At 46.5% G+C, this 21,516-nt stretch carries 22 protein-coding genes; 15 read left to right on the top strand and 7 right to left on the bottom strand.

Annotation, left to right across the window (positions count from 1 at the left end; all coding sequences use genetic code 11):
• Positions 1-18: 18 nt before the first annotated feature.
• From NST58_RS31270 to NST58_RS31260, 3 genes are read right to left on the bottom strand one after another with little or no spacing between them, the layout of a single operon-like run.
• Positions 19-1,410 carry an aldehyde dehydrogenase gene (locus tag NST58_RS31270; protein ID WP_076219755.1) on the bottom strand — a complete coding sequence of 464 codons (1,392 nt, stop codon included), beginning with the start codon at positions 1,408-1,410 and terminating at the stop codon, positions 19-21.
• Positions 1,411-1,452: 42 nt separating this feature from the next.
• Positions 1,453-2,427 (bottom strand): aldo/keto reductase, encoded by a 975-nt coding sequence (locus tag NST58_RS31265; RefSeq protein ID WP_076276264.1) that lies wholly within the window; start codon positions 2,425-2,427, stop codon positions 1,453-1,455.
• 35 nt (positions 2,428-2,462) lie between these two features.
• Positions 2,463-3,371 carry a LysR family transcriptional regulator gene (locus tag NST58_RS31260; protein WP_305954097.1) on the bottom strand — a complete coding sequence of 303 codons (909 nt, stop codon included), beginning with the start codon at positions 3,369-3,371 and terminating at the stop codon, positions 2,463-2,465.
• 61 nt (positions 3,372-3,432) lie between these two features.
• On the opposite strand from NST58_RS31260, the gene NST58_RS31255 reads away from it, so the two are divergent.
• Entirely contained in the window at positions 3,433-4,323 is an 891-nt protein-coding gene (locus tag NST58_RS31255) for a DMT family transporter (protein WP_076276263.1), read from the top strand.
• 86 nt (positions 4,324-4,409) lie between these two features.
• On the opposite strand, the gene NST58_RS31250 is transcribed toward NST58_RS31255, so the two are convergent.
• Positions 4,410-5,510, bottom strand: coding sequence for an FUSC family protein (locus NST58_RS31250; RefSeq protein WP_052097383.1), 1,101 nt, complete (start codon positions 5,508-5,510; stop codon positions 4,410-4,412).
• A gap of 309 nt (positions 5,511-5,819) precedes the next feature.
• Between NST58_RS31250 and NST58_RS31245 the strand changes: the two genes are divergently transcribed.
• The 7 genes from NST58_RS31245 to NST58_RS31215 all read left to right on the top strand — a co-directional run bounded on the left by NST58_RS31245 (position 5,820) and on the right by NST58_RS31215 (position 13,044).
• The gene (locus tag NST58_RS31245; RefSeq protein WP_036682445.1) at positions 5,820-6,929 is read left to right on the top strand and encodes an ABC transporter ATP-binding protein; all 1,110 of its coding nucleotides are present in this window, start codon (positions 5,820-5,822) and stop codon (positions 6,927-6,929) included.
• The gene (locus NST58_RS31240; protein WP_036682096.1) at positions 6,919-7,731 is read left to right on the top strand and encodes an ABC transporter permease; all 813 of its coding nucleotides are present in this window, start codon (positions 6,919-6,921) and stop codon (positions 7,729-7,731) included. The genes NST58_RS31245 and NST58_RS31240 overlap by 11 nt, the downstream gene beginning before the upstream one ends.
• On the top strand, positions 7,721-8,554 hold the full coding sequence (locus NST58_RS31235) for an ABC transporter permease (protein WP_036682094.1): 834 nt from the start codon (positions 7,721-7,723) through the stop codon (positions 8,552-8,554). Before NST58_RS31240 ends, NST58_RS31235 begins: the two co-directional genes overlap by 11 nt.
• Positions 8,551-9,624: an ABC transporter substrate-binding protein gene (locus NST58_RS31230; protein WP_038573734.1), complete on the top strand. Its 1,074-nt coding sequence runs from the start codon at positions 8,551-8,553 to the stop codon at positions 9,622-9,624. The genes NST58_RS31235 and NST58_RS31230 overlap by 4 nt, the downstream gene beginning before the upstream one ends.
• A 175-nt stretch (positions 9,625-9,799) precedes the next feature.
• Positions 9,800-10,474 (top strand): response regulator transcription factor, encoded by a 675-nt coding sequence (locus tag NST58_RS31225; RefSeq protein WP_076191697.1) that lies wholly within the window; start codon positions 9,800-9,802, stop codon positions 10,472-10,474.
• Positions 10,471-11,838 carry a HAMP domain-containing sensor histidine kinase gene (locus tag NST58_RS31220; RefSeq protein WP_076278281.1) on the top strand — a complete coding sequence of 456 codons (1,368 nt, stop codon included), beginning with the start codon at positions 10,471-10,473 and terminating at the stop codon, positions 11,836-11,838. The genes NST58_RS31225 and NST58_RS31220 overlap by 4 nt, the downstream gene beginning before the upstream one ends.
• A 225-nt stretch (positions 11,839-12,063) precedes the next feature.
• Positions 12,064-13,044 carry an alpha/beta hydrolase gene (locus NST58_RS31215; protein ID WP_036682085.1) on the top strand — a complete coding sequence of 327 codons (981 nt, stop codon included), beginning with the start codon at positions 12,064-12,066 and terminating at the stop codon, positions 13,042-13,044.
• A gap of 66 nt (positions 13,045-13,110) precedes the next feature.
• Here NST58_RS31215 and NST58_RS31210 read toward each other — a convergent pair whose 3' ends face one another.
• From NST58_RS31210 to NST58_RS31200, 3 genes are all read right to left on the bottom strand, one after another.
• The gene (locus NST58_RS31210) at positions 13,111-13,932 is read right to left on the bottom strand and encodes a class I SAM-dependent methyltransferase (protein WP_339245386.1); all 822 of its coding nucleotides are present in this window, start codon (positions 13,930-13,932) and stop codon (positions 13,111-13,113) included.
• A gap of 157 nt (positions 13,933-14,089) precedes the next feature.
• On the bottom strand, positions 14,090-14,941 hold the full coding sequence (locus NST58_RS31205) for a 1,4-dihydroxy-6-naphthoate synthase (protein WP_076124051.1): 852 nt from the start codon (positions 14,939-14,941) through the stop codon (positions 14,090-14,092).
• Positions 14,941-15,636 carry a futalosine hydrolase gene (locus NST58_RS31200; RefSeq protein WP_081383981.1) on the bottom strand — a complete coding sequence of 232 codons (696 nt, stop codon included), beginning with the start codon at positions 15,634-15,636 and terminating at the stop codon, positions 14,941-14,943. The genes NST58_RS31205 and NST58_RS31200 overlap by 1 nt, the downstream gene beginning before the upstream one ends.
• A gap of 281 nt (positions 15,637-15,917) precedes the next feature.
• Between NST58_RS31200 and NST58_RS31195 the strand changes: the two genes are divergently transcribed.
• From NST58_RS31195 to NST58_RS31165, 7 genes are all read left to right on the top strand, one after another.
• Positions 15,918-16,388 (top strand): MarR family transcriptional regulator, encoded by a 471-nt coding sequence (locus NST58_RS31195; RefSeq protein ID WP_312149354.1) that lies wholly within the window; start codon positions 15,918-15,920, stop codon positions 16,386-16,388.
• Between the two features lie 196 nt (positions 16,389-16,584).
• Positions 16,585-17,433 (top strand): neutral zinc metallopeptidase, encoded by an 849-nt coding sequence (locus NST58_RS31190; RefSeq protein WP_076124048.1) that lies wholly within the window; start codon positions 16,585-16,587, stop codon positions 17,431-17,433.
• Between the two features lie 115 nt (positions 17,434-17,548).
• Positions 17,549-17,950: a DoxX family protein gene (locus NST58_RS31185; protein WP_036682076.1), complete on the top strand. Its 402-nt coding sequence runs from the start codon at positions 17,549-17,551 to the stop codon at positions 17,948-17,950.
• A gap of 17 nt (positions 17,951-17,967) precedes the next feature.
• A complete protein-coding gene (locus NST58_RS31180) occupies positions 17,968-18,918 on the top strand; it encodes a ring-cleaving dioxygenase (protein ID WP_076305812.1) in 951 nt (316 codons plus the stop codon).
• Positions 18,915-19,535, top strand: a complete 621-nt coding sequence (locus NST58_RS31175; RefSeq protein WP_339245383.1) for an alpha/beta hydrolase — start codon at positions 18,915-18,917, stop codon at positions 19,533-19,535. The genes NST58_RS31180 and NST58_RS31175 overlap by 4 nt, the downstream gene beginning before the upstream one ends.
• Before the next feature lie 163 nt (positions 19,536-19,698).
• Positions 19,699-20,922: a multidrug effflux MFS transporter gene (locus tag NST58_RS31170; protein WP_339245381.1), complete on the top strand. Its 1,224-nt coding sequence runs from the start codon at positions 19,699-19,701 to the stop codon at positions 20,920-20,922.
• A gap of 115 nt (positions 20,923-21,037) precedes the next feature.
• Entirely contained in the window at positions 21,038-21,388 is a 351-nt protein-coding gene (locus tag NST58_RS31165) for a FlxA-like family protein (RefSeq protein ID WP_076099710.1), read from the top strand.
• Positions 21,389-21,516: the final 128 nt, after the last annotated feature.

Here is a 21,516-nt window from a genome sequence, read left to right as displayed (position 1 = left end):
GGAGGTTTGCTGCTTTGTTTATTTCATTACTTTTCGAACCAGCTTCACTTTATTGCCATAAGGAGGATATACGATTCCGAGGTCGATCCGTGTGCCTCGCTTGACGATGCTTTTACGATGGGAGAAGACCTCAAAGCTATACTTCCCGTGATAACCCCCGATTCCAGAGTTTCCTACTCCACCAAACGGAAGATAAGTGCTCGCCACATGTGAGATCGTATCATTGATACACCCTCCCCCGAATGAGACCCGGGACAGCACCTCTTGTTCTACACTCTTATCCTCCGTAAATAGGTATAGTGCCAGTGGCTTTGGATGTTCATTAATACTCTGAATGGCCTCATCCAATTGATGATATTCCAATATTGGGAGGATCGGACCGAAGATCTCATCTTCCATAGCAGCATCCGTCCAAGTGGCAGGATAGATTAAAGTAGGCTCAATATAACGTTCTTCTGGCACGATGGTGCCGCCCATAATCACCTTGCTCTGATCTCGCGCAATGAGGTCAGCAAGTCTTTGCAGCTGGCGATCATTCACGATCCGGCCATAATCTGTATTAGGCTGTGCATCCTGACCGTAGAACTCAGTGATGTGATGTTTGAGTTTGGTGATCAATTCTTTGGCAATATCCTTGTGGACTAACAGATAATCCGGTGCAATACAGGTTTGACCCGCGTTTAGAAGCTTGCCCCAGACAATCCGTTTCGCTGCAACATCAAGATTAGCGGTCTTATCAACAATAACCGGACTTTTCCCGCCAAGCTCCAAGGTTACAGGCACTAGATTTTTCGCCGCCGCTTCCATTACGATTTTGCCGACAGGCACACTGCCCGTAAAGAAAATATAATCAAACTTGGCGTGGATCAGCAAATTAGTGGTCTCTTTTTCCCCTTGAATTACGCGGATATACTGCGGCTCGAAGGTCTCCTGAATAAGCTGCTCAACCACGGACGAGATGGCAGGTGTGCTCTCAGATGGCTTGAGGACAGCGCAGTTACCAGCGGCAATGGCGCCGATTAGGGGCTCAATTAGCAACTGAAATGGATAATTAAACGGACCAATAATGAGCGTTGTGCCGTAAGGCTCACTTAAAATATAACTTTTTGCAGGAAATAAGTGCAGCGGGGATCGAACCTTTTTAGGCTTCGCCCAACGCTTAAGATGTTTCATCATGTAGCCGATACTGTCCAGCGTAAAGCCGATTTCTGTGGCATAGGCTTCGAACTCACCTTTTCCTAAATCCTGTTGTAGTGCGGTGATGATACGTCCTTCGTATTGTTTAATAATATTTTTAAGTTTTCGCAGCTGCTGGAGACGAAAAGAAACCTCTTTAGTTACGCCGCTATTAAAAAAATCCTTATGCTCTTCAAGCATTCCTTGAATGCCGTCAGCTGTATAGGTTGTCATTAATCTTTCCTCCATCCTTGTAAGAAGTTAGAGCATACGACTCTATGGGAGCCGGTAAAAAGCGAACGGCTCGCGATAACGGAAGGAATCACTGGCTTCATCCAGCTTGGCCGAAGTTTCTTCATTAAGTACAAGCGAGGTACTAAGCAAATTTTGTTCCAGCTGTTCCACACGTGTAGCCCCGACAATAACCGTCGAGACGGCAGGCCGATTCATAAGCCAAGCTAAGGAGAGCGCGGTAGATGAGGTTTCCATTTCCTCAGCAATTTGACTCACTTGGCTTCCGAGCTTGATCCGGTCAGCATCAAGGAATCTTTTGAAATTAGGATCGGTATCTGCTCTGGACCCCGATGGGGCTGAGTCGCTTGTATTATATTTGCCTGTGAGAATTCCGCCAGCTAGTGGAAAGTATGGAATGATCCCTACACCTTGATCCAGGCAGAGCGAAAGAAGCTCATTCTCCGGTGTCCGGTCTGCTAAGGAGTAGCTGCACTGAATTGAAATGTACTTGGTGAAGTTGCGTGCTTCACTAATCCCAATCGCCTTCATTAATTGCCATGCTGTGTAGTTGGAGGCCCCGATATAACGGACTTTCCCCGAGGATACCATATCGTCCAAGGTTCGTAAGGTTTCTTCAAGCGGAGTATAGGGATCAAAGGTATGAATCTGGTATAGATCGATATAGTCCGTCTTAAGGCGGCGAAGGCTATCTTCAAGCTCCTGCAGCAAATGGCGACGGGAGGAGCCGCTGCCGTTGGGACCCTCATTTTTAACTAAACCTGCTTTAGTTGCTAGAACAGTCTCATGTCTCCTACCTTCCAAGGCCAGACCGATGATTCGCTCGGATTCTGAGCCAGCGTAAATATTAGCAGTGTCTATGAAATTAATTCCCTGATCAAGCGCAGCATGTACAATCTGAATGGAGGTCTCTTGATCCGCACGTTTGCCGAAAGCGTTCGTTCCCAGTCCTAATGCGGATACCTGTAATCCGCTATTTCCTAATCTCTTAAAGTTCATCCTCAGCACTCCTTATCGTCTATTAATTTATCCATTCATTTTTGAGTAAAAAGATCCAGCGCTGTCTCAATGAAGAGCTTTACAGCAATTGAAGTGTCGGCAAGCGAGCTGACCGCAATTTGGATATCTCTATAAGCATCCGGCTGCAGCTCACGGGTAACCACATTTGGAGGCAGAGATAACAAGGACAGCTCAGACATCACGCCGATCGCCAGTCCCTCCTGAACCATATTAAGAGCTGTTGCAAAGTTATTAACCACATATTTCACATTCAGATGGCTATTACTTCTGCGGAATAGCTCTACAACGGGCGGTTCATATCCTGCTTTGCAAATCAACATGGGCTCGTTCGCTAATTCCTGCACACATACAATGGATCGCTTTTGCAGGGGATGGTCATCTCTAAAAACGGCAAACAATTTCTCTCTATATAATGGAATGGTTTCGAATTCTGCACTGGGAGCGAGCAATAAGCCAACATCAATTTCTTTTGAATCCAGCCATTCTCTGACTTCAGCGATAGAACCCTCCTGTAAGCTAATTGTAATATTTGGATATTTTTTAGTGATAGAGCTAATAATCTTCGGTAGAAAATGAGCCGCTGCCACAGGGAAAGCTCCAATGCGGATACTTCCTTTTTCAAGACCTCTCTCCGCGTAAATCTCCTGATTGACCTTATCAAAGCCCATTAGAATTTCACGGAAAATAACAAGAATACGTTTACCGATATCCGTAAGCATCAGGCCATTACGCCGGTCTCGAAGCAAGAGCTTTACGTCTAATTCGGCTTCGAGGGACGAGATCGCCCGGCTGACCGCAGGCTGTGTCATATTCAGTTCTACACCAGCTTTAGTAAAGCTGCCGCTTTCGGCGATTTTGACGAATAAACGAATTTGAGTATTGTTCATAACAAATATGATATGCCCCTTATGATTATTATTCATTTCATTTATGCTCTTGTTTATTGTATCATTTGTGATGAATCTACACCAAGGAAGTGAACAAATGAATCAGCAGAAGAAAAGTATGATCCTTCTTATTTTTTTGGTGATTGTATGGGGCATTAATTGGCCTATATCCAAAATCGCCTTAGACTATGCTCCACCTCTATTATTTGCAGGTATTCGAACCGTCGTAGGCGGTATTATTCTGATTCTAATTGCACTGCCCAAGGTGAAGGAGCTTCGCTTCAAGCAGCTCTGGCCGATCTATCTGATCTCGGCGGTACTTAGTATTGTGTTCTATTATGGATTTCAGACGATTGGCTTGCAGTATGTTCCGGCGGGATTGTTCTCATCGATTGTATTTTTGCAGCCTGTATTGCTAGGTGTTTTTTCTTGGCTGTGGTTAGGTGAGAGCATGTACGGGCTTAAAATGGCTGGTTTGCTGCTTGGCTTTCTCGGGGTAGCCTCTCTTAGTATCGGCGGAATTAATGGGAGTATCTCCATATGGGGAATTGTGTTGGCTTTAGCCAGTGCCTTAAGCTGGGCATTAGGAACAATATATATGAAACGGAATGCTGTACGTGTGGATATGCTGTGGATGACGGCTATGCAAATCACGATCGGTGGCATCATTCTGCTACTTTCGGGATCAGCTACGGAGAAATGGTCGGATATCACCTGGAGTGGAACCTTTATTGTGGATACCTTGTTTATCGCAATCTTTGTTATTGCTCTGGGCTGGCTAATTTATTTCAAGCTGATTAACGAAGGAGAAGCAGGAAAAGTAGGTTCATTCACCTTCTTGATCCCACTGATCTCGATAGCAACCAGCGTAGTTTTTTTGAAAGAGCAGATTACCATAAACCTTGTGATCGGATTATTGCTGATTGTCAGCAGTATTGTACTGGTAAATGTGAAGATAGGGCGTGCTGCCAAACAATCAGTCAGTTAAATTTGTTGGATGGTTGTAGTAACCAATCGTGCTAAAGGGCATTATGTCTAATAGGGATTGAACATAAAAAAAGGACACTCCCAAGCTTAGAGCTTCTGGGAGAGTCCTTTTTTAATTAAGCGTATAGCGCGTGTGATTTCAGCTGTTGAAGGCCGAGCTGCAACTACGTAAGTAGCAGAACTAGCACGTTCCACTTCTTCGAGTACCCGGTTTAAGTGACTGAAGAGCGCTCCTAGATCACGAACAGATGACAGTGAGCACCGTCCTTGCAGTTCAGAGAAGCTGGCCGCCTGCAAGTCGCGGGCACGATGCAGACAATCTGTAAGTGAACGTTGGCATTCAGCCTTGGATAAGGTCTTGGTACCATAAACAGCTATACAATCGGCTGTTGCCTCCAGCACTTCCAGCATCCAGTCAGAATTGGCATGATGTGCTGGCAGCAAGCAAATATCGTCGGCAATTTCTTTAACATAGGAATGAATGGTCTTTAGATGTGCTGTGGCTTGTATAAGTCCCTTTAGATCACCACGACACTGATAGTGAGCAATGGTATAGAACATTTCCTTCTGTTGTTGATTGCTGGCAGACAGCAGTTTACCTGCTTGCTCCAGCATATTATTATCCTTTGATGAATCTCTTCTTATGCCTACGAGACCTTTTAAAGCATCCGAAAGTAGAAGGCTTCCATCGAGTGCCAATGCTTTTACCTTGACGAACCTGTTCGGTGGAACGATAATCATATTGATGATCAAGGCAATGAGCACACCAATAAAGGTTTCGGCGACTCTCCACAGCACGTAATCATTGTGATAAAAGGTAAGGGCCAGAACCGAGGTTACCCCCACCTGCGAAACCGCTTGGATATTCATCCGACAGGCTGTGGCAATTCCAATCCCGATGAGCAGAATTAGCAGAATGGAAAATGCACCTACATCGAAGAATTGGCCTACAATCAGGCTGACAATTCCGCCGATAATAATGCCGATTAGGCGGTAGATTCCTTTTTCAAGTGAAGCCTTCACACTGGCTTGAGTAATTAGAATGGCTGCAAGCGGTGCAAAGTATAAATATTGGTCACCATATAAACTGTGTACGGCTACCCAGGATAGTGATGCGGCAAGCGTAATTCGTATCATGTAAAGCGAGAATCCATATTTTTCAAGGCGGTCTAGTAACCCCTCGTTCATTATCATTCATCTTCTTTCGCAAAAATAAGAAAACCACACTGGCTTTTCAGTTCGTTTTCATTATAGCACCTCAAAAAGGGCAGGGAAGACTGGACTTTTTACAAACTTGTTAAGTTTATGCTTAGCATTTAACAATGTAAGCTATCGCATATAATGGTACAATCTAATATGCTATATCTATTGGAGCGTCGAAGGAGAGGGAAAATTGTCGCTTATTAGCGCTGAGCATACTCATTTCGATTGTTCTCCGCAAGATGCGGGTAAAATAGTATTGTATTACTAAGGTAAGGGAGGTTGTTAGCTATAGCTATTCAGGAAGGTACCATCATTTCATTTGAAGAAGTTACTAAGCAATATGACGACGAAGATCCGGTGTTAAAAGGAGTCAGCTTTGAGATAGAGCGCGGCAAATTCTATACACTACTTGGTCCATCTGGCTGTGGTAAAACGACTATTCTTCGATTGATCGCCGGGTTCGCTGAGCCAACGAGCGGTTCTATTTATTTAAATGGAAAAGTAATTAACCACATTCCCGCCAATGAGCGGCAGGTCAATACGGTATTTCAGGATTACGCATTGTTTCCACACCTGAACGTATTCGAGAATGTGGCTTTCGGACTGCGCATTAAGAAGCTTAAGAAGGATGTTATCACGAAGAAGGTGCAGGAAGCGCTAAGCTTCGTTAACCTTGTGGGTTATGAGCAGCGTGCGATTAATGAAATGTCCGGCGGTCAGCGCCAGCGGGTTGCCATTGCCCGGGCGATTGTGAATGAGCCACAGGTTCTACTGCTGGACGAGCCTCTATCGGCGCTAGATCTCAAGCTGCGCACGGAGATGCAGTACATACTGCGGGAAATGCAGCAGCGGTTAGGCATTACCTTCATTTTTGTAACGCATGACCAGGAAGAGGCACTCGCGATGTCCGACTGGATTTTTGTCATGAATAAGGGGAAAATCGAGCAAAGCGGCACCCCTAACGATATTTATGATGAGCCGATTAACCGTTTTGTGGCGGATTTTATTGGCGAATCGAACATTGTGCCGGGAGTTATGATCGAGGATTATCTGGTGGAGTTTAACGGCCGCCGCTTCGAATGTTTCGATGCCGGGCTCAAACCGAATGAATCCGTAGAGATTGTTATTCGTCCTGAGGATTTGGAAATTTCTACGCTGGAACAGGGTAAACTACGTGTGCGGGTTGATTCCCAGCTATTCCGGGGCGTGCATTATGAAATCAGCTGTTATGATGAATCCGGGCATGAATGGCTTGTGCATTCTACACGTAAGGCGACTGTAGGCAGTGAAATTGGCCTGTATTTTGATCCGGAAGCGATTCATGTTATGCGTTTCGGTGAAACGGAGGAAGAATTCGACAGACGTCTGGAAGCTTATGGCGAGGTGGAGAGTCATGAAGAATAAGGGCAAATCGTACTATCTCATCCCTTATTACCTCTGGATCGCATTGTTTGTAATTGCACCGGTAGTGCTTGTCATCTATTATTCGTTATTTGATTTGGATGGCCATATTACTCTGGATAATTACGTCAGTTTCTTCACCCCTGTATATTTAAAAATGACGCTGACCTCGTTCTGGTACGCGTTTCTGATTACAGCATTCTCTTTGTTGGTTGCCTATCCGGCGGCTTATCTGTTGACGAGAACCAAACATAAGCAGCTGTGGTTATTGCTGATTATTTTGCCGACATGGATTAATTTGCTGCTAAAAACCTACGCTTTTATAGGGATATTCGGTACATTTGGTCCGATTAATAATTTCTTTGATCTGCTTGGAATCGGAGAACAGCAAATTTTGTTTACGGGCTTCAGTTTTGTATTTGTATCTGTCTATATTTTTATTCCGTTTATGATCCTGCCGATATACAGCGCTTTGGAGGATTTGAATTTATCCTTGCTGGATGCGGCACGTGATTTAGGGGCTTCGGGCTGGACCACGTTTAGACGTGTTATTTTTCCGCTGACCATTTCGGGAGTACGCTCAGGCTGTATGGCAGTATTCATACCTGCGCTGTCCCTGTTTATGATCACCCGTCTGATTGCAGGCAACAGGGTCATTACGCTGGGCACCGCAATCGAGCAGCATTTCCTGGTCACTCAGGACTGGGGCATGGGTTCTACAGTTGCAGTGTTTCTGATTGCCATTATGGCGCTGTTTATGATTATCACAGGCGGATCGCGGAAAGGGGCGCGGAATGAGAAATAAAAATGGATTCTCTAACCTCTACCTAGTTCTGGTGTTCATTGTTCTGTATGCTCCTATCTTCTATTTAATGTACTATTCGTTCAACAGTGGGGGGACGATGCATAAGTTCGAGGGCTTCACGCTGGATTACTACCGTGAGGTGGTCCAAGATAAGCGCCTGATCATCATCGTAATCAATACGCTTGTGATCGCGCTGCTATCCTCGGCTATTGCGACCCTTATCGCTATTATTGGTGCGCTGGCCATTAAAAGTGTGCAGAATCGCCGCGCCAAGAACACCTTGCTGTCTCTGAATAACGTGCTGATCGTCAGTCCAGATGTCATTATTGGTGCTTCGTTCCTTATCCTGTTCACCATTGCTGGCATCAAGCTGGGTTTCGCATCTGTTCTGCTCTCACACGTTGCATTCAGTGTGCCGATTGCCGTATTGATGATTTTGCCGCATCTACAGGAAATGAGCCCTACATTAACGGATGCAGCCCGTGATCTTGGGGCAAGCCGTAAGGATGTGCTGACTAAAGTAATTTTGCCGATTATTAAACCAGGGATATTCAGCGGATTTTTTATGGCGCTTACGTATTCACTGGATGACTTTGCGGTTACGTTCTTCGTAACAGGCAACGGTTATTCGACGTTATCGGTTGAGATATACTCTAGAGCCCGGCAAGGGGTGTCGCTATCGATTAATGCGCTGTCGACGCTGATCTTCCTGTTCACCATTCTGCTCGTGGTGGGTTATTACTTCCTGACCCTTAAGAAAAATCGCCATAACACAGCAGAAGCTGTGGCGGAGCCTGTTGCAGAAGCGGGGGTGCCTAGATGAAACAGCTGATAAATGCTTTTCTGGCGATCCTTATCACGGCATTTGCGCTCATGTACTTGGGCTCTTGGATGAATTCGAGAGAGGGATATTCGGGTGGAAACACACTGACTATCTATAACTGGGGCGACTATGTTGATCCCGATCTATTGAAGGAATTTGAAAAAGAGACCGGCTTAACAGTCATTTATCAAACCTTCGATTCCAATGAAGCTATGTTGACCAAGGTTGAGCAGGGCGGAACTACCTTTGATGTTGTAATCCCTTCGGATTATGCCATTGCCAAGATGAAAGAAGAAGATCTGCTCATCCCGCTGGATCATAGCAAGATTTCGAATCTAAAGAATATTGATTCACGCTTTATGGACCTTTCGTTTGATCCGGGTAACAAATATTCTGTGCCTTATTTCTGGGGGACCGTCGGGATTATTTTCAATCCGGAAATGACTAAAGGCATGGACTTCACCAGCTGGGATTCTCTCTGGGACAGCAGACTGCATAATAACATCTTCCTGGTGGACGGAGCCCGTGAAGTGATGGGCATGGCTTTGAACAGCCTGCATTATTCCGTTAATGACAAGGAAGAGGCACATCTGCAGGAAGCACTGACCAAGCTCAACAAGTTGTCTCCTAATGTGAAGGCGATTGTCGGTGATGAGATCAAGATGCTGCTGGCAAATGAAGAAGCTGCGGTTGGGATTGTCTGGTCCGGCGATGCTTCCGAGATCATGGACGAGAATGATAAGCTGGATTATGTAGTGCCGGAAGAAGGCTCGAACAAGTGGTTTGATAACATGGTTATCCCTCGGACAGCGAAAAATGTGGATGGAGCGCATCAGTTCATCAACTTCATGCTCCGCCCAGACGTTGCTGCTAAGAATGCAGAATATGTAGGTTATTCCACGCCTAACATTCCTGCGCTGGAGCTGCTTCCTGAGGAAACTTCTGAGGATACCCGTTTCTATCCACCAGCCGAAATTACGGACCGGCTTGAAGTATACGATAACCTTGGCAAACGGATGCTTGCTCATTATAATGAGCTGTTCCTAATGTTTAAGATGAATAAGAAGTAAGCTGACTAAAGCTAAAGCTAAAGCTAAACGACATTAAGAGCGTCTACATACGGGTAACCGTGTTAGATGCTCTTTTTCGGTTTGATCATCGTGTAACCTCAAGACAACAGACAGTTTAGCCGAAAGTATAATATAGTATAATAGTAAGAATGGACAACAGGAAAAGAGGAAACGAATGCCTACTATACTGGTTGCTGACGACGATGCGAACATTCGCGAACTTGTCTGTTTATTTCTCCGCAACGACGGATTCGAAACAGTTGAAGCTGTGGATGGCAAGGAAGCGCTCGCCGTATATGCTGGAACACATGTCGATCTTGTCGTGCTGGATATTATGATGCCAAATATGGATGGTTGGATGCTTTGTAAGGAGCTCCGCAGAGCTAATCCTGATCTTCCATTACTTATAGTGACTGCCAGAGGCGAAACCTGGGAGAAAGTGAAGGGCTTCGAATTAGGCACGGACGATTATTTAACTAAACCTTTCGATCCGTTAGAGCTGACGGTTCGTGTTAGGTCATTGCTGAAACGATATCGGATTGGCTCCACGCAGATGATCCAAATTGGCAATGTCATCCTTGATCGGCAGACCTATAAGGTGATGAAAGGCACGGAGTCATTTGCCTTACCCCTTAAGGAGTTCGAGTTGCTGTACAAGCTTGCTGGAACCCCTGGACAAGTCTATACGCGCGAGCAGTTGATCGATCAAATTTGGGGAATTGATTATACTGGAGATGATCGGACGATTGACGTGCATATTAAACGCCTGCGTGAACGGTTTGCGACTACCCCTGATTTTCGTATTGAGACGGTGCGTGGACTTGGCTACAGGCTTGAGGTGTACGAATGATTAGATCCATATATACACGCGTTGTACTGACCTTCTTAGCCTCCGTAATCGGGGGCACAATCATTGCTTTGTTTGTGGCAACTTGGGTATTCGAAGATAAACTGAACGAGAACTCGCGAATTCCCTTATTGCATTTTGGGCAGGATATTGTCAGGGTTTACGAGACCTTCCCATTTCGTGAAGCCAACTCTTTCGTAAGTGGAATGAAGCAGCTTGATTCCTACCACATCCGAATTTTCGACGAAGCGGGTAAATTCCAATCTTACGGAACGCTTAATGGGCACAAGCCGGTCCCTGTAACTATGGAAGAAATAAAAAAAGTTCTCGCAGGAGAAGTATATCAACCTCATAACAGGAATATTTCTGCGCTTCTCCTAGGCTTACAACTGAGAACGGAAGACGGCACCAAAGCGATGTTTGTGGAGACGCTTAATCCCCCTTCCGTCACTGCCAGAAGGAACTTGGTATTAAATTTCTTGCTCTATTCATTGATAGCTGGAAGCCTCTTGATTCTGGTAGCTGCAATGTTCTTAGTCAGACCGATCAAGAAGCTAACCAAAGCGACCAGAAGAATAGCAGCTGGTGATTTTAACGTCGAGCTGAATATTAAGCAAACCGGTGAGCTAGGTACCTTGGCTCGCAGCTTTGAAGAAATGATGCACGATCTGCAGCAGCTTGAGCAGATGCGTAAGGAGTTTGTATCCAATGTGTCGCATGAGGTCCAGTCTCCGCTCACCTCAATATCTGGGTATGCGATTGCGCTCAAGCGAGTAGATCTTGCAGAACAAGAGCGAAATCGTTATCTGGATATTATTATCGCTGAAGCAGAACGGATGTCTAAAATGAGTGACAGCCTGCTGAAGCTGAGTTTATTAGAATCGCAGTCCCAGCAGCTACGGCTAACTACATTCAATCTGGACGAACAGATAAGAAGAGTAATCGTAGCGATTCAGCCGCAATGGTCAGCTCGTAACATCAGCTTCGACCTTGATCTGAAGCCTATTATCCTACTGGCTGATTATGACCTGTTAAGTCAGGTATGGACCAATCTCCTTGGCAACAGCATCAAGTTTTCTAAGGATAACAGTGTAATTAACGTCAGCCTCAAACAAGATATCAACAACGTGACCGTTCGGGTAACAGACACTGGCATCGGGATTTCACTTGAGGATCAGCAACGTATATTTGAACGGTTCTTTAAGGCTGATCGATCCCACAGCCGTAAATATGGTGGCAGCGGGATGGGACTTGCCATTGTTAAACAGATCGTAACGCTTCATAAAGGGGATATCCGCGTGGAAAGCGAACCCGGCCAAGGAACGACCATCGTTGTCACCCTCCCAATTATAGCGCCGACAGAGTAATTAGCTTCCAGGCGGTGCCTTGCGAGGGCTTGAATGCATCCCGAATTTTTCATGCTACAGCAGTACAGGCAAGTTTTCTTGTCTTGTGCTGCCGTAGCATTTTTTTTACCTGTTCATTTTCAGTTCATATTGTCGTCATGAGGGGTACATCTTTGTTAGTTATGATCTCATTAGCGAAACGTTAAGGGAACTTAATAAACAGATTAAAGACAGGAGAAGATGAGGGTGACACAACAAGCGGACAAAAAAACGGGGAATGGACAGAAAAAACATAAACTGCGTAACCTGTTGCTCAAAATATTAGGAGCAATAGTGATCGTGGTCGTACTTTTTCTAGCCGTTGTCTATACAGTTAATGTGATCAGCAACAAAACAGATCAGAAAAAAATACAGCACTATGGTCAGTTAGTCCCTGTTGACGGGAAAAATATGAATGTTTTGATTCAAGGAGAAGGTAAACAGACGATCGTGCTCATACCAGGCTTTGGAACAGGAGCGCCAGCGCTTGATTTCAAGCCGTTGATTGATGAGTTATCACCATTCTACAAAGTGGTGGCGGTTGAACCGTTTGGGTATGGACTCAGTGATGAAACGAAAAAAGAACGAACTACAGAGAATATCGTTAGTGAAATTCATGAAGCCGTTCAGAATCTTAACATTGACCAATACATTCTAATGGGCCACTCGATTGGAGGTATTTACGGATTGGAATATGCGAAGAAATATCCAAACGAAGTGAGTGCTTTTGTGGGTATTGATAGTAGTGTTCCGGAACAAGGCGGTATGGATGTTAAATTTCCAATTAAAAAATTAAAGCTGCTTAAAGATTCAGGGATTATAAGATTGGGCTTGCAATTAAGCGGTGACCCTTATGATGGACTGCCATTTGATGATGAAACCAAAAAACAAATGAAATTGATTTCGCTTAAAAATATGAACAATTCCACTACCTTAAATGAAATGGAACATATTTATCCTAACTTTGTTGCCTCCAGAGGCTTAACATTCGACAAGAATCTTCCCATTATCTTCTTTATACAAGCGAATAATACTACCGTGAAAGACTGGATTCCTCTACATGAAGGGCAAGTCAAGGATTCAGTGCATGGAAAAGTAATGACATTTGAAGGCGGACATTACTTACATCATTCAAAATCCAAAGAAATCGTAGAGAACCTAAGGGTATTCATGGAGGAAGTTAAATAAAAAGAAGAAAACGCTCCGAACTCCTCATATGAGGGGGCGGGGCGTTTTTTTGGTTGTGATCGAAGATTATTTGATGCCGATTCTCATTCGGTAGCTGATCAGAACCTTTAATGTTCTGCCTTTAAAATGCTGTTCAACTGCGGCGGTGTAAGCGGCGATGTCTTGCTCAAGCAAGGTAGCGTCTAGTTTCATTACGGTTTGCACTCCCCCTTGACTTAGGGTTAAACCAATATATCGCTGGGCATCGCAGGACTCTAGGTTGTGGAATACGATTTCTCTGGCAAAAGAGAAGGCCCCACTAGCTTTGATCCGTGACAAATGACCTTCTTTGTCCCATTTATGTGCTCTCTCCTCATTAGGTAAAAGCGAAGCCAGCAATTCTTCTGTTTTGGAGATCAGCTGGTTGTATCGTTCTTCTACATTTTGCTGAAGAGATAAAGGCCAATCGCAATCGTAGGCGGCAAAGACTCCGCCTTTTTTTAAGACCCGGGAGATTTCTTGCAGTGTACTTTCAGGATCCATCCAGTGGAATGATTGCGAGCAGGTAACTATGTCTACACTATCTGATGCAAGCGGAAGCTGGTTAGAGTAGCCTTGCACAAAAGTAATTGATTGGGGTGCTTCTAATCTGCTAAGTTTATCGATTGCTTTTCCCAACATATCTGGATTGGGTTCGATACCGATTACGCGTTCTGCGACATCGTTCCAGAGAAAAGTAGACAAACCCGTACCGCAGCCTATATCTGCGACGAGTGAAGGGGTGGTACCTAGGTAATCTGTTAGCAATTTGATAATCATCTCAGGGGCTTCGGGACGGTAGCGGTCATATTCATTTTGAAAGCCCAAAAAGCGGTCGATGTTTTGTTTGCTGTTTTTTTCAGGTATCATGTGATCCTCCCTCATAGATCATGTTTATAGGTCTATTGTATAATCACTGGTTCGATAAGCCAAATAATGTCTGGCTGGAAGGCTACGTAGAATAAATAAAATCCCCGGAGAACACCTTATAGGTGTGGCCGGGGATTGTTAAACTATCTGGTAAATGCTAACGAAGCAGTGCTGGATCGATTGCAGGCACAAGTCCTTCTGCCGCAGCACGATTAAGCAGGGCAGAGATTGCGGCATAGCCGTCCTCACCCAGATTCATCGAGAAGTCATTCACGTAGAGATCGATGTGGGATTTAGCCACTTCAGGAGCCAACTCTTGAGCATGGCTAAGCACATAGTCTCTGGAATCCGTTGGATGATCCCACGCATACTGAAGAGAGCTGCGAATCCAGCCGGTGATAGCATCGGCATCTAAATCACGGCGGGCAATGATAGCGCCGAGAGGAATGGGCAGTCCGGTATCGCTTTCCCACCAGCTGCCTAGATCAGTCAGCATATTAAGACCATAAGAGGCGTAAGTGAAGCGGGCTTCGTGAATAACCAGCCCTGCATCGATATGGCCATCCCGTACGGCAGGCATAATCTCATCGAAAGGCATTACGACTATTTCGCCGATGCCTCCAGTTACATTTTGTGCTGCCCATAATCGGAAAAGCAAATAAGCCGTAGAGCGTTCGCTAGGTACAGCAATCCGGCGTCCGGCTAGCTTTTCTGGGCGTTTGACCGCATGGGGTCCACTTGCTGTAAGCAGCAGCGGGCCGCAGCCGCGTCCTAAAGCACCGCCGCATGGCAGCAGTTTGTACCGCTCCAGAACCCAAGGCAGAGCAGCGTAGGAGATTTTGAGGACTTCTGGTCCTTCTCCGTCAGCAGCCAGCGTATTGGTAATATCAATGTCGGCATAGGTTACATTCAGCTTAGGTGCATTCGGGACAAGCCCGTGCGCCCAGGCATGAAATACAAAGGTATCGTTAGGGCAAGGGGAAAAAGCGATATTAAGCTCAGTTGTCATTACAGCACCTCCAGTAATATAGCGGCTGCCGCCGTTAATGCTTCCATTGCATCACCGATCTTCCAAGCGGCCCGGTCGCGGGGACCGACCGGGTTCGAGATGGCGCGGAGCTCCAGTACCGGGAGCCCCAGCGCCTGAGCGGCCACGGCAACTCCGTGGCCTTCCATCGCTTCCGCGACGGCATGGGGATGCCGCGCGAGATGGGCGGCGGCCGTCTCCGCGGTGCCGGTCGCCGTCGAGACCGTAAGCACGGTGCCCGTGCTTACGGGTAACCCGGCCGCAGCCAGCGCGGCCGAAACCGCTTGCACCGTGCCGCGGTCAGCCGGCACGGACACGCTGCCGAAGCCGAGCTCGGCAGCGCTGCGGAAGCCCTCCGGCGTCTCGGCCCCGAGGTCGGCGGCAATCATCTCGCTGGCTACAACCAGCGAGCCTAAAGGCGCCAGCCCCGGGAATCCGCCGCCGATCCCGACGCTCAATACGCAGCCGTAAGAACCGGCTGCGAGTGCCGCGGCGGTTCCCGCCGCCGCCGCTGCCGGCCCTGCGCCGGCAGCGATAACATGGAACCTGTCGCTGCCTTGCAGGCCGCGCAGGACCGCGTCACGCTCCGCGTCTACGGCTGTCACGATCAGCACGCGTCGTGCTCCAGCCTGCCCCTCCATAGCTTCTTCGGTAGGGGTTGGATTGAACGAACTCATCAGGTCGCCTCCTTTAGGGTATTGAAATCGCTTACTAAAGAGTCATTCGTAAAGACAAGAATACGCCCTTTTATAGGTCAGGTCAAACTTGGGGTGATTTTTATCACTCCCTGTAAAGTGTCAAAGGAAAACTTACCGGTCTCTAGACGGAAGTGACTTTTTTAGCGATGAGGTTGACAAGGAGGATGGGAAGTCGTATAGTTATCTTAAATTAAAGATACTTAATGTAAAGACAAATAAATGGATTGAATACAAGTTTGATTGAAGTGGAGGTGGAATTGATGAGTGATAATCAAATAAATCTGCGTAATACAGAGAGTGCACCTGACGAAGAACAAGCCGCCTCACTGAAATTGTTCGTAGTCTTATCTAAGGCTTATAAAAGCCTAATGGATCATGCGGTGAAGGATATGAAGAGTTATGGCTTGGCTTCGGCTGAATTCATGGTGCTTGAGGTACTTTACCATAGAACGCGGATTCCGCTGCAACAGATTGGGGAGAAAATTCTCGTTACGAGCGGAAGCATTACCTATAATATCGACAAGTTGGAGAAAAAGGGACTGCTGAAACGTGTACCCTGTAGCGAGGATCGCCGCGTTACTTATGCGGAGATTACGGATGCAGGCCGTGAACTGTTTGATGAGATTTTCCCTCGTCATGTAGCCTCAATTCATGATTTGATGGGTGGATTAGATAAGGAAGAGAAAGTCCAGGCTATCGAATTAATGAAAAAGCTTGGCAAAGGTGTATAGGCGCTGCGAACATGACGAATAACTAGGCGCTTCTATAAGGTTGGAAGTAGTTCGGCTCCATCCTAATTCTCCCAACTCCAGTAAGTATAAGTGAAACCCTGCTTTTTTGGGTATATCACTAATAAGATATTTAACTTAACGAAGCCAGGTAGCCATTTACTTAAGATTACCTGATATTTCGACTGGGGGCTTGGCCATGAAATGGCAGGGAAGAAGAGGGAGTTCGAACGTGGAGGACCGCAGAGGCATGAGCGGCGGCGGCAAGATGATTGGTGGCGGGATCGGAGGAATTATCCTTGTCCTGGTCATCACGTTACTCAGTGGAGGCAATGCCGGGGATATCCTGGGAAGTTTGACTTCCACAGGCTCCAGTTCAACGGCCCCTTATGAACAGACCGCAGAGGAGCAAGAGCTTGCGGAGTTTGTATCGGTAGTTCTTGCCGACACAGAGGAGGTTTGGGGTGAGATTTTTCAGCAGCAGGGAATGACCTATACGGACCCCACCTTAGTGCTATACAGTGGGAGTGTAGACTCTGCTTGCGGAACAGCCACCTCGGCAGTTGGTCCCTTCTACTGTCCGGGTGACGCCAAACTGTATATTGATCTGAGCTTTTATGATGAGTTGCAGCAACGCTTCCACGCGCCGGGCGACTTCGCCATGGCTTATGTCATTGCCCATGAGGTTGGACATCATGTACAGACATTACTAGGCACCTCGAAACAGCTCGATTCCCTTCGTCAGACGTTGAGTGAGAAGGAGTACAACAGATATCAGGTTCGTTTTGAGCTGCAGGCTGATTATTTCGCCGGTGTCTGGGCCAATCATGCTCAGGGTATGAATCTGCTGGAGGAAGGCGACTTAGAGGAAGCTCTGGCAGCTGCAAGCGCCGTCGGCGATGATACGATTCAGAAGCAAGCTCAGGGCTATGCAGTGCCGGATAGTTTCACTCACGGTACCTCAGAGCAGAGAAAGCGCTGGTTCTACAAAGGTTTTAACTCGGGTACGATTAAGGGCGGCGATACGTTTAACGCCTCCGAGTTGTAGATAGAAGAGGGAAGAGGAGAGCAGCCCATAGGTTATTCCGGTTCGCCGGGCGCTCTTTTTTACCCAATATCTTAACATTAAGATAATTAAATCAAAGGAATAGGGGGAGGTAAAAATGATAAGTGTAGGACTGTTATTAATGAGATTGGTGATTGGGCTTGCTTTTATAGGACATGGCGCACAAAAGCTATTTGGATGGTTCGGAGGATACGGTCCGAAGGGTACGGGAGGCTGGATGGAGTCCATCGGAATCAAACCGGGTGTGACTATGGCGATTTTAGCAGGGATTATGGAACTGGTGGGCGGATTTATGTTCGCGGCAGGACTGTTAACGCCTGTTGCAGCGGTGTTAATCGCTGCCACGATGCTGGGGGCAATCGTTAAGGTTCATGCTCCAAATGGTTTCTGGTCCACTTCGAACGGAATTGAGTTTCCACTCACGGTTTTGGTATTTGCGGTAGGTGTGGCGCTTACGGGACCAGGTTCGATTTCTCTAGATGCATTGTTTTTTAACTAAGAAGGGAGTTTATAATAATGACACTTCAAACTGCAGGAATACATCATATTACAGCTTTTGTCGGAGACGCTCAGCGCAATGTTGATTTCTACGCCGGGATTCTGGGCCTACGGCTCGTGAAAAAAACGATTAATTTTGATGCTCCAGAGGTCTATCATTTATACTTTGGGAATGAGCAGGGTTCGCCGGGAACGATTATTACATTTTTCCCTTCGCCTGTAGGGCGTAGAGGCAGAATAGGCAGTGGTCAAGTTGGCGTAACGATCTACGCAGTGCCGGTCGGTGCTCTGCAATTCTGGGAACAACGCCTTGCTGAATACGGAATTTCGGTTACAAAAGGAAGTCGGATCTCGGAACCCTATTTATCTTTTGCCGATTACGACGGTCTGCGGATTGAACTGGTGGAACGTGAGGAAGGCCCGCTCAGTAAGTGGTCCTTTGGTGGGATTCCTACTAAATACGCGATCAAAGGTTTTGGCGGGGCTGTGCTGTATAGCAGCAATCCGTTGCAAACAGCCGAGACACTTGTTCATACGCTGGGTATGGAACATATTGCTGACGGAGATGGATATACTCGCTATAGAACCAATGGGGAGCTAGGTAATATTATTGATTTGAAGACATCACCCGTTCCGCTTGGAGCGGGAGGTGCAGGGACAGTTCATCACATCGCGTGGCGGGCAAAGGATAATGCAGAGCAACTGGAATGGTCGCGCCATGTACAGAGTCATGGGCATAGACCTACACCCGTTCAAGACCGTCAGTATTTTAATGCGATCTATTTCCGTGAAAGAGGAGGAATCCTGTTCGAAATCGCTACAGATCCTCCAGGTTTTGCCCGTGATGAAGCCCCAGATGCGTTGGGTGAAAAGTTGATGCTGCCGTCCTGGTTTGAGCCGCATCGCGCGGCCATCGAAGAAAACTTAACGCCTATTCAAGTAAGAGAAATTGAGGTGAAGCAGGGATGATTCATGTATTCCGTAAAGGTAAAGATATAACTAAACCTACATTAGTGTTGTTTCATGGCACAGGTGGTAATGAGCAGGATTTGCTGCCGCTGGCTGAGATGTTATCCCCAGATTCATCGGTGCTAGGTATACGGGGCAATGTGCTGGAGAATGGCATGCCACGATTCTTCCGTCGGCTGGCAGAAGGAGTGTTCGATGAAGCGGACTTAGTTTTCCGTACCCATGAGATTAAGCAGTTTCTGGATGAGGCGGCAGAGAAATACGGGTTTGATGCCAATAATCTGGTAGCGGTTGGTTACTCTAACGGTGCAAACATTGCTGGTAGCCTTCTGTTTCATTATAAGGACATTTTCCGCGCGGCAGTGCTGTTGCATCCGATGGTGCCATTACGCAATGTGGAGCTTCCTTCTCTAGGAGGGGTGTCTATCTTTATTGGGGCAGGTACGAATGATCCGCTAATAACATCTACGGAAACTCAGGAGCTAGAGGGGATTCTGCAGAAAGCAGGCGCTGAGGTTACAACCCATTGGGGCAATCAAGGTCACCGCTTGAGTATGGCGGAAGCCGAAGCTGCCAAAGATTGGCTACAGGGGTTTAGCACATCTCAAAATGCATAAAACAATTAGGATAACCGCCTTTTGGCGGTTATTTTTAAGTTATTAGCCCCGAATGAGGCCTTATAAAAGGATTGATCATTTGAGTTCCTTTACGTTAGTATGAAGAATACAAAAAAGGCCCCCGGGTTGCTTTAGAAAGGTTGACGTAAGGATCATGATTGGAATGCAAAATGCTAATAAACTTGCTGTAGATGGACCCTCAAGGAAGCAGAGATTGCAACTTGCTGTTATTCTGGGCTCCATTACAACCATTGGGCCGTTGTCGATTGACATGTATTTGCCAGCACTGCCTACACTTGTCGACGATTTCGGTACGACAGCTGCTTTGGTGCAGCTAAGTCTCACCTTCTTTTTATTGGGACTGGCCTCGGGTCAGTTAGTAGCTGGACCACTGAGTGATGTATATGGACGTCGCCGTCCACTGCTTATAGGGATGTTCATCTATGCCGTTTCCTCAGTGCTATGTGCTTTTAGTCCTTCGATTGGACTTTTAATTGTTTTGCGGTTTATTCAAGGTCTTGCTGGTTCAGTGGGTGTAGTTGTCTCTAGGGCGGCTGTGCGTGATCTGTACAGTGGCTCTGAACTAACGAAATTTTTCTCTTTATTGATGATTGTTAATGGTCTGGGTCCGATTTTGGCTCCAGTCATTGGAGGCCAGCTCTTAAGAGTGACTACATGGCAGGGGATATTCCTCGTATTATTTGCTGCCGGAATTATTTTTTGCTTGACGATTCTCCTGCGCTTGCCTGAGACATTGCCGAAGGAGCGGCGCTCCAAGAGTGGGTTGAAGGGTACTTTGCTTACCTTTAAGGTGTTACTTGGCAACCGCAAGTTTATGGGTTATGCCTTGTCCCAAGGTTTTGTTACAGCGTCTATGTTCGCTTATATCTCTGGGTCATCTTTTGTTTTGCAAAATATTTTTGCGGTTACTCCGCAGGTATATAGCTTGATCTTTGCTGTGAACGGGATTGGGATTATTATTACAGGTCAAATTGCCGGCAGACTTGCTGGTAAGGTGAGTGAGACGAAGCTACTGCTTAGCGGGTTGCTGCTCTGTACAATGGGGGGCGTCTTGCTGCTGCTTACGATCCTGATAGGGGGAGGGCTGATCCCTATTCTAATCTGTCTGTTCGCTGTTGTCTCCAGTGTGGGGATTGTCGGCGCAACCAGCTTCTCACTTGCAATGCAGGACCAAGGAGAAGCCGCAGGCAGCGCTTCGGCTTTGATAGGGCTGATCCCGTTGCTGCTTGGTAGCTGTGTAGCACCGCTTGTGGGTCTTGGAGGCGTAGATTCAGCCCTTCCAATGGCGATTGTGATTGCCTGTACGGGTGTTCTCTCTATTCTGTCTTATCTTCTGTTGGTCAAACGGGATAATTCCAATTATTGACAGCTTATCCTTATAACCTTGAAAGAGAGCAATACTTTCAGCAAACTTTCAGCGGGTTTTAACGTTCCTTATCTGCAAAAGGATTATATTGGAGGTAAGGAAGGGAGGGATGATTATGAGTATATCCGCAGTCTCAGGTTCTACATCGTATACTACCTCGACGTCTAGTACTACAGATACCAGCGCGCTCGAGAAACAAAAAGCGAAGCTGGAAGCCGAATTGGACAAGATTGATGCCAGCTCGGATGACGCGAAGACCAAAGAAACGAAAACGAAACAAATTGAGCAGCAGATCAAGCAAATCGAGGCACAAATTTCCCAGAAGTCGCAGAGCAGTGCTTCCGCTGCAAGCAGTAGTGCAGAAGCACCTGCCAAACCTGCAAACAACGCGCTTGCTGCGGCAAGCCCGCAAGAAATCGCTACCGCAACAACGAATAGCCAAGGCAGATTTGATATTCGTGTATAAACCATACTAAGTCGTGTTACATAACAAAAAGGGCATCCTTTGCCGTGAGGGATGTCCTTTTTGTTATGTATTTTTAAGTTTAGACTACAATTTAAATGTTCTTTTATCACATTGTTGGCCAATACTAG

Origin of the sequence: Paenibacillus sp. FSL R10-2796 (assembly GCF_037965315.1) — a bacterium.
GTDB lineage: Bacteria > Bacillota > Bacilli > Paenibacillales > Paenibacillaceae > Paenibacillus_AQ > Paenibacillus_AQ odorifer.
The sequence above is the reverse complement of the archived record's forward strand: the minus strand, read 5'-3'. Positions and strand labels throughout refer to the sequence as shown.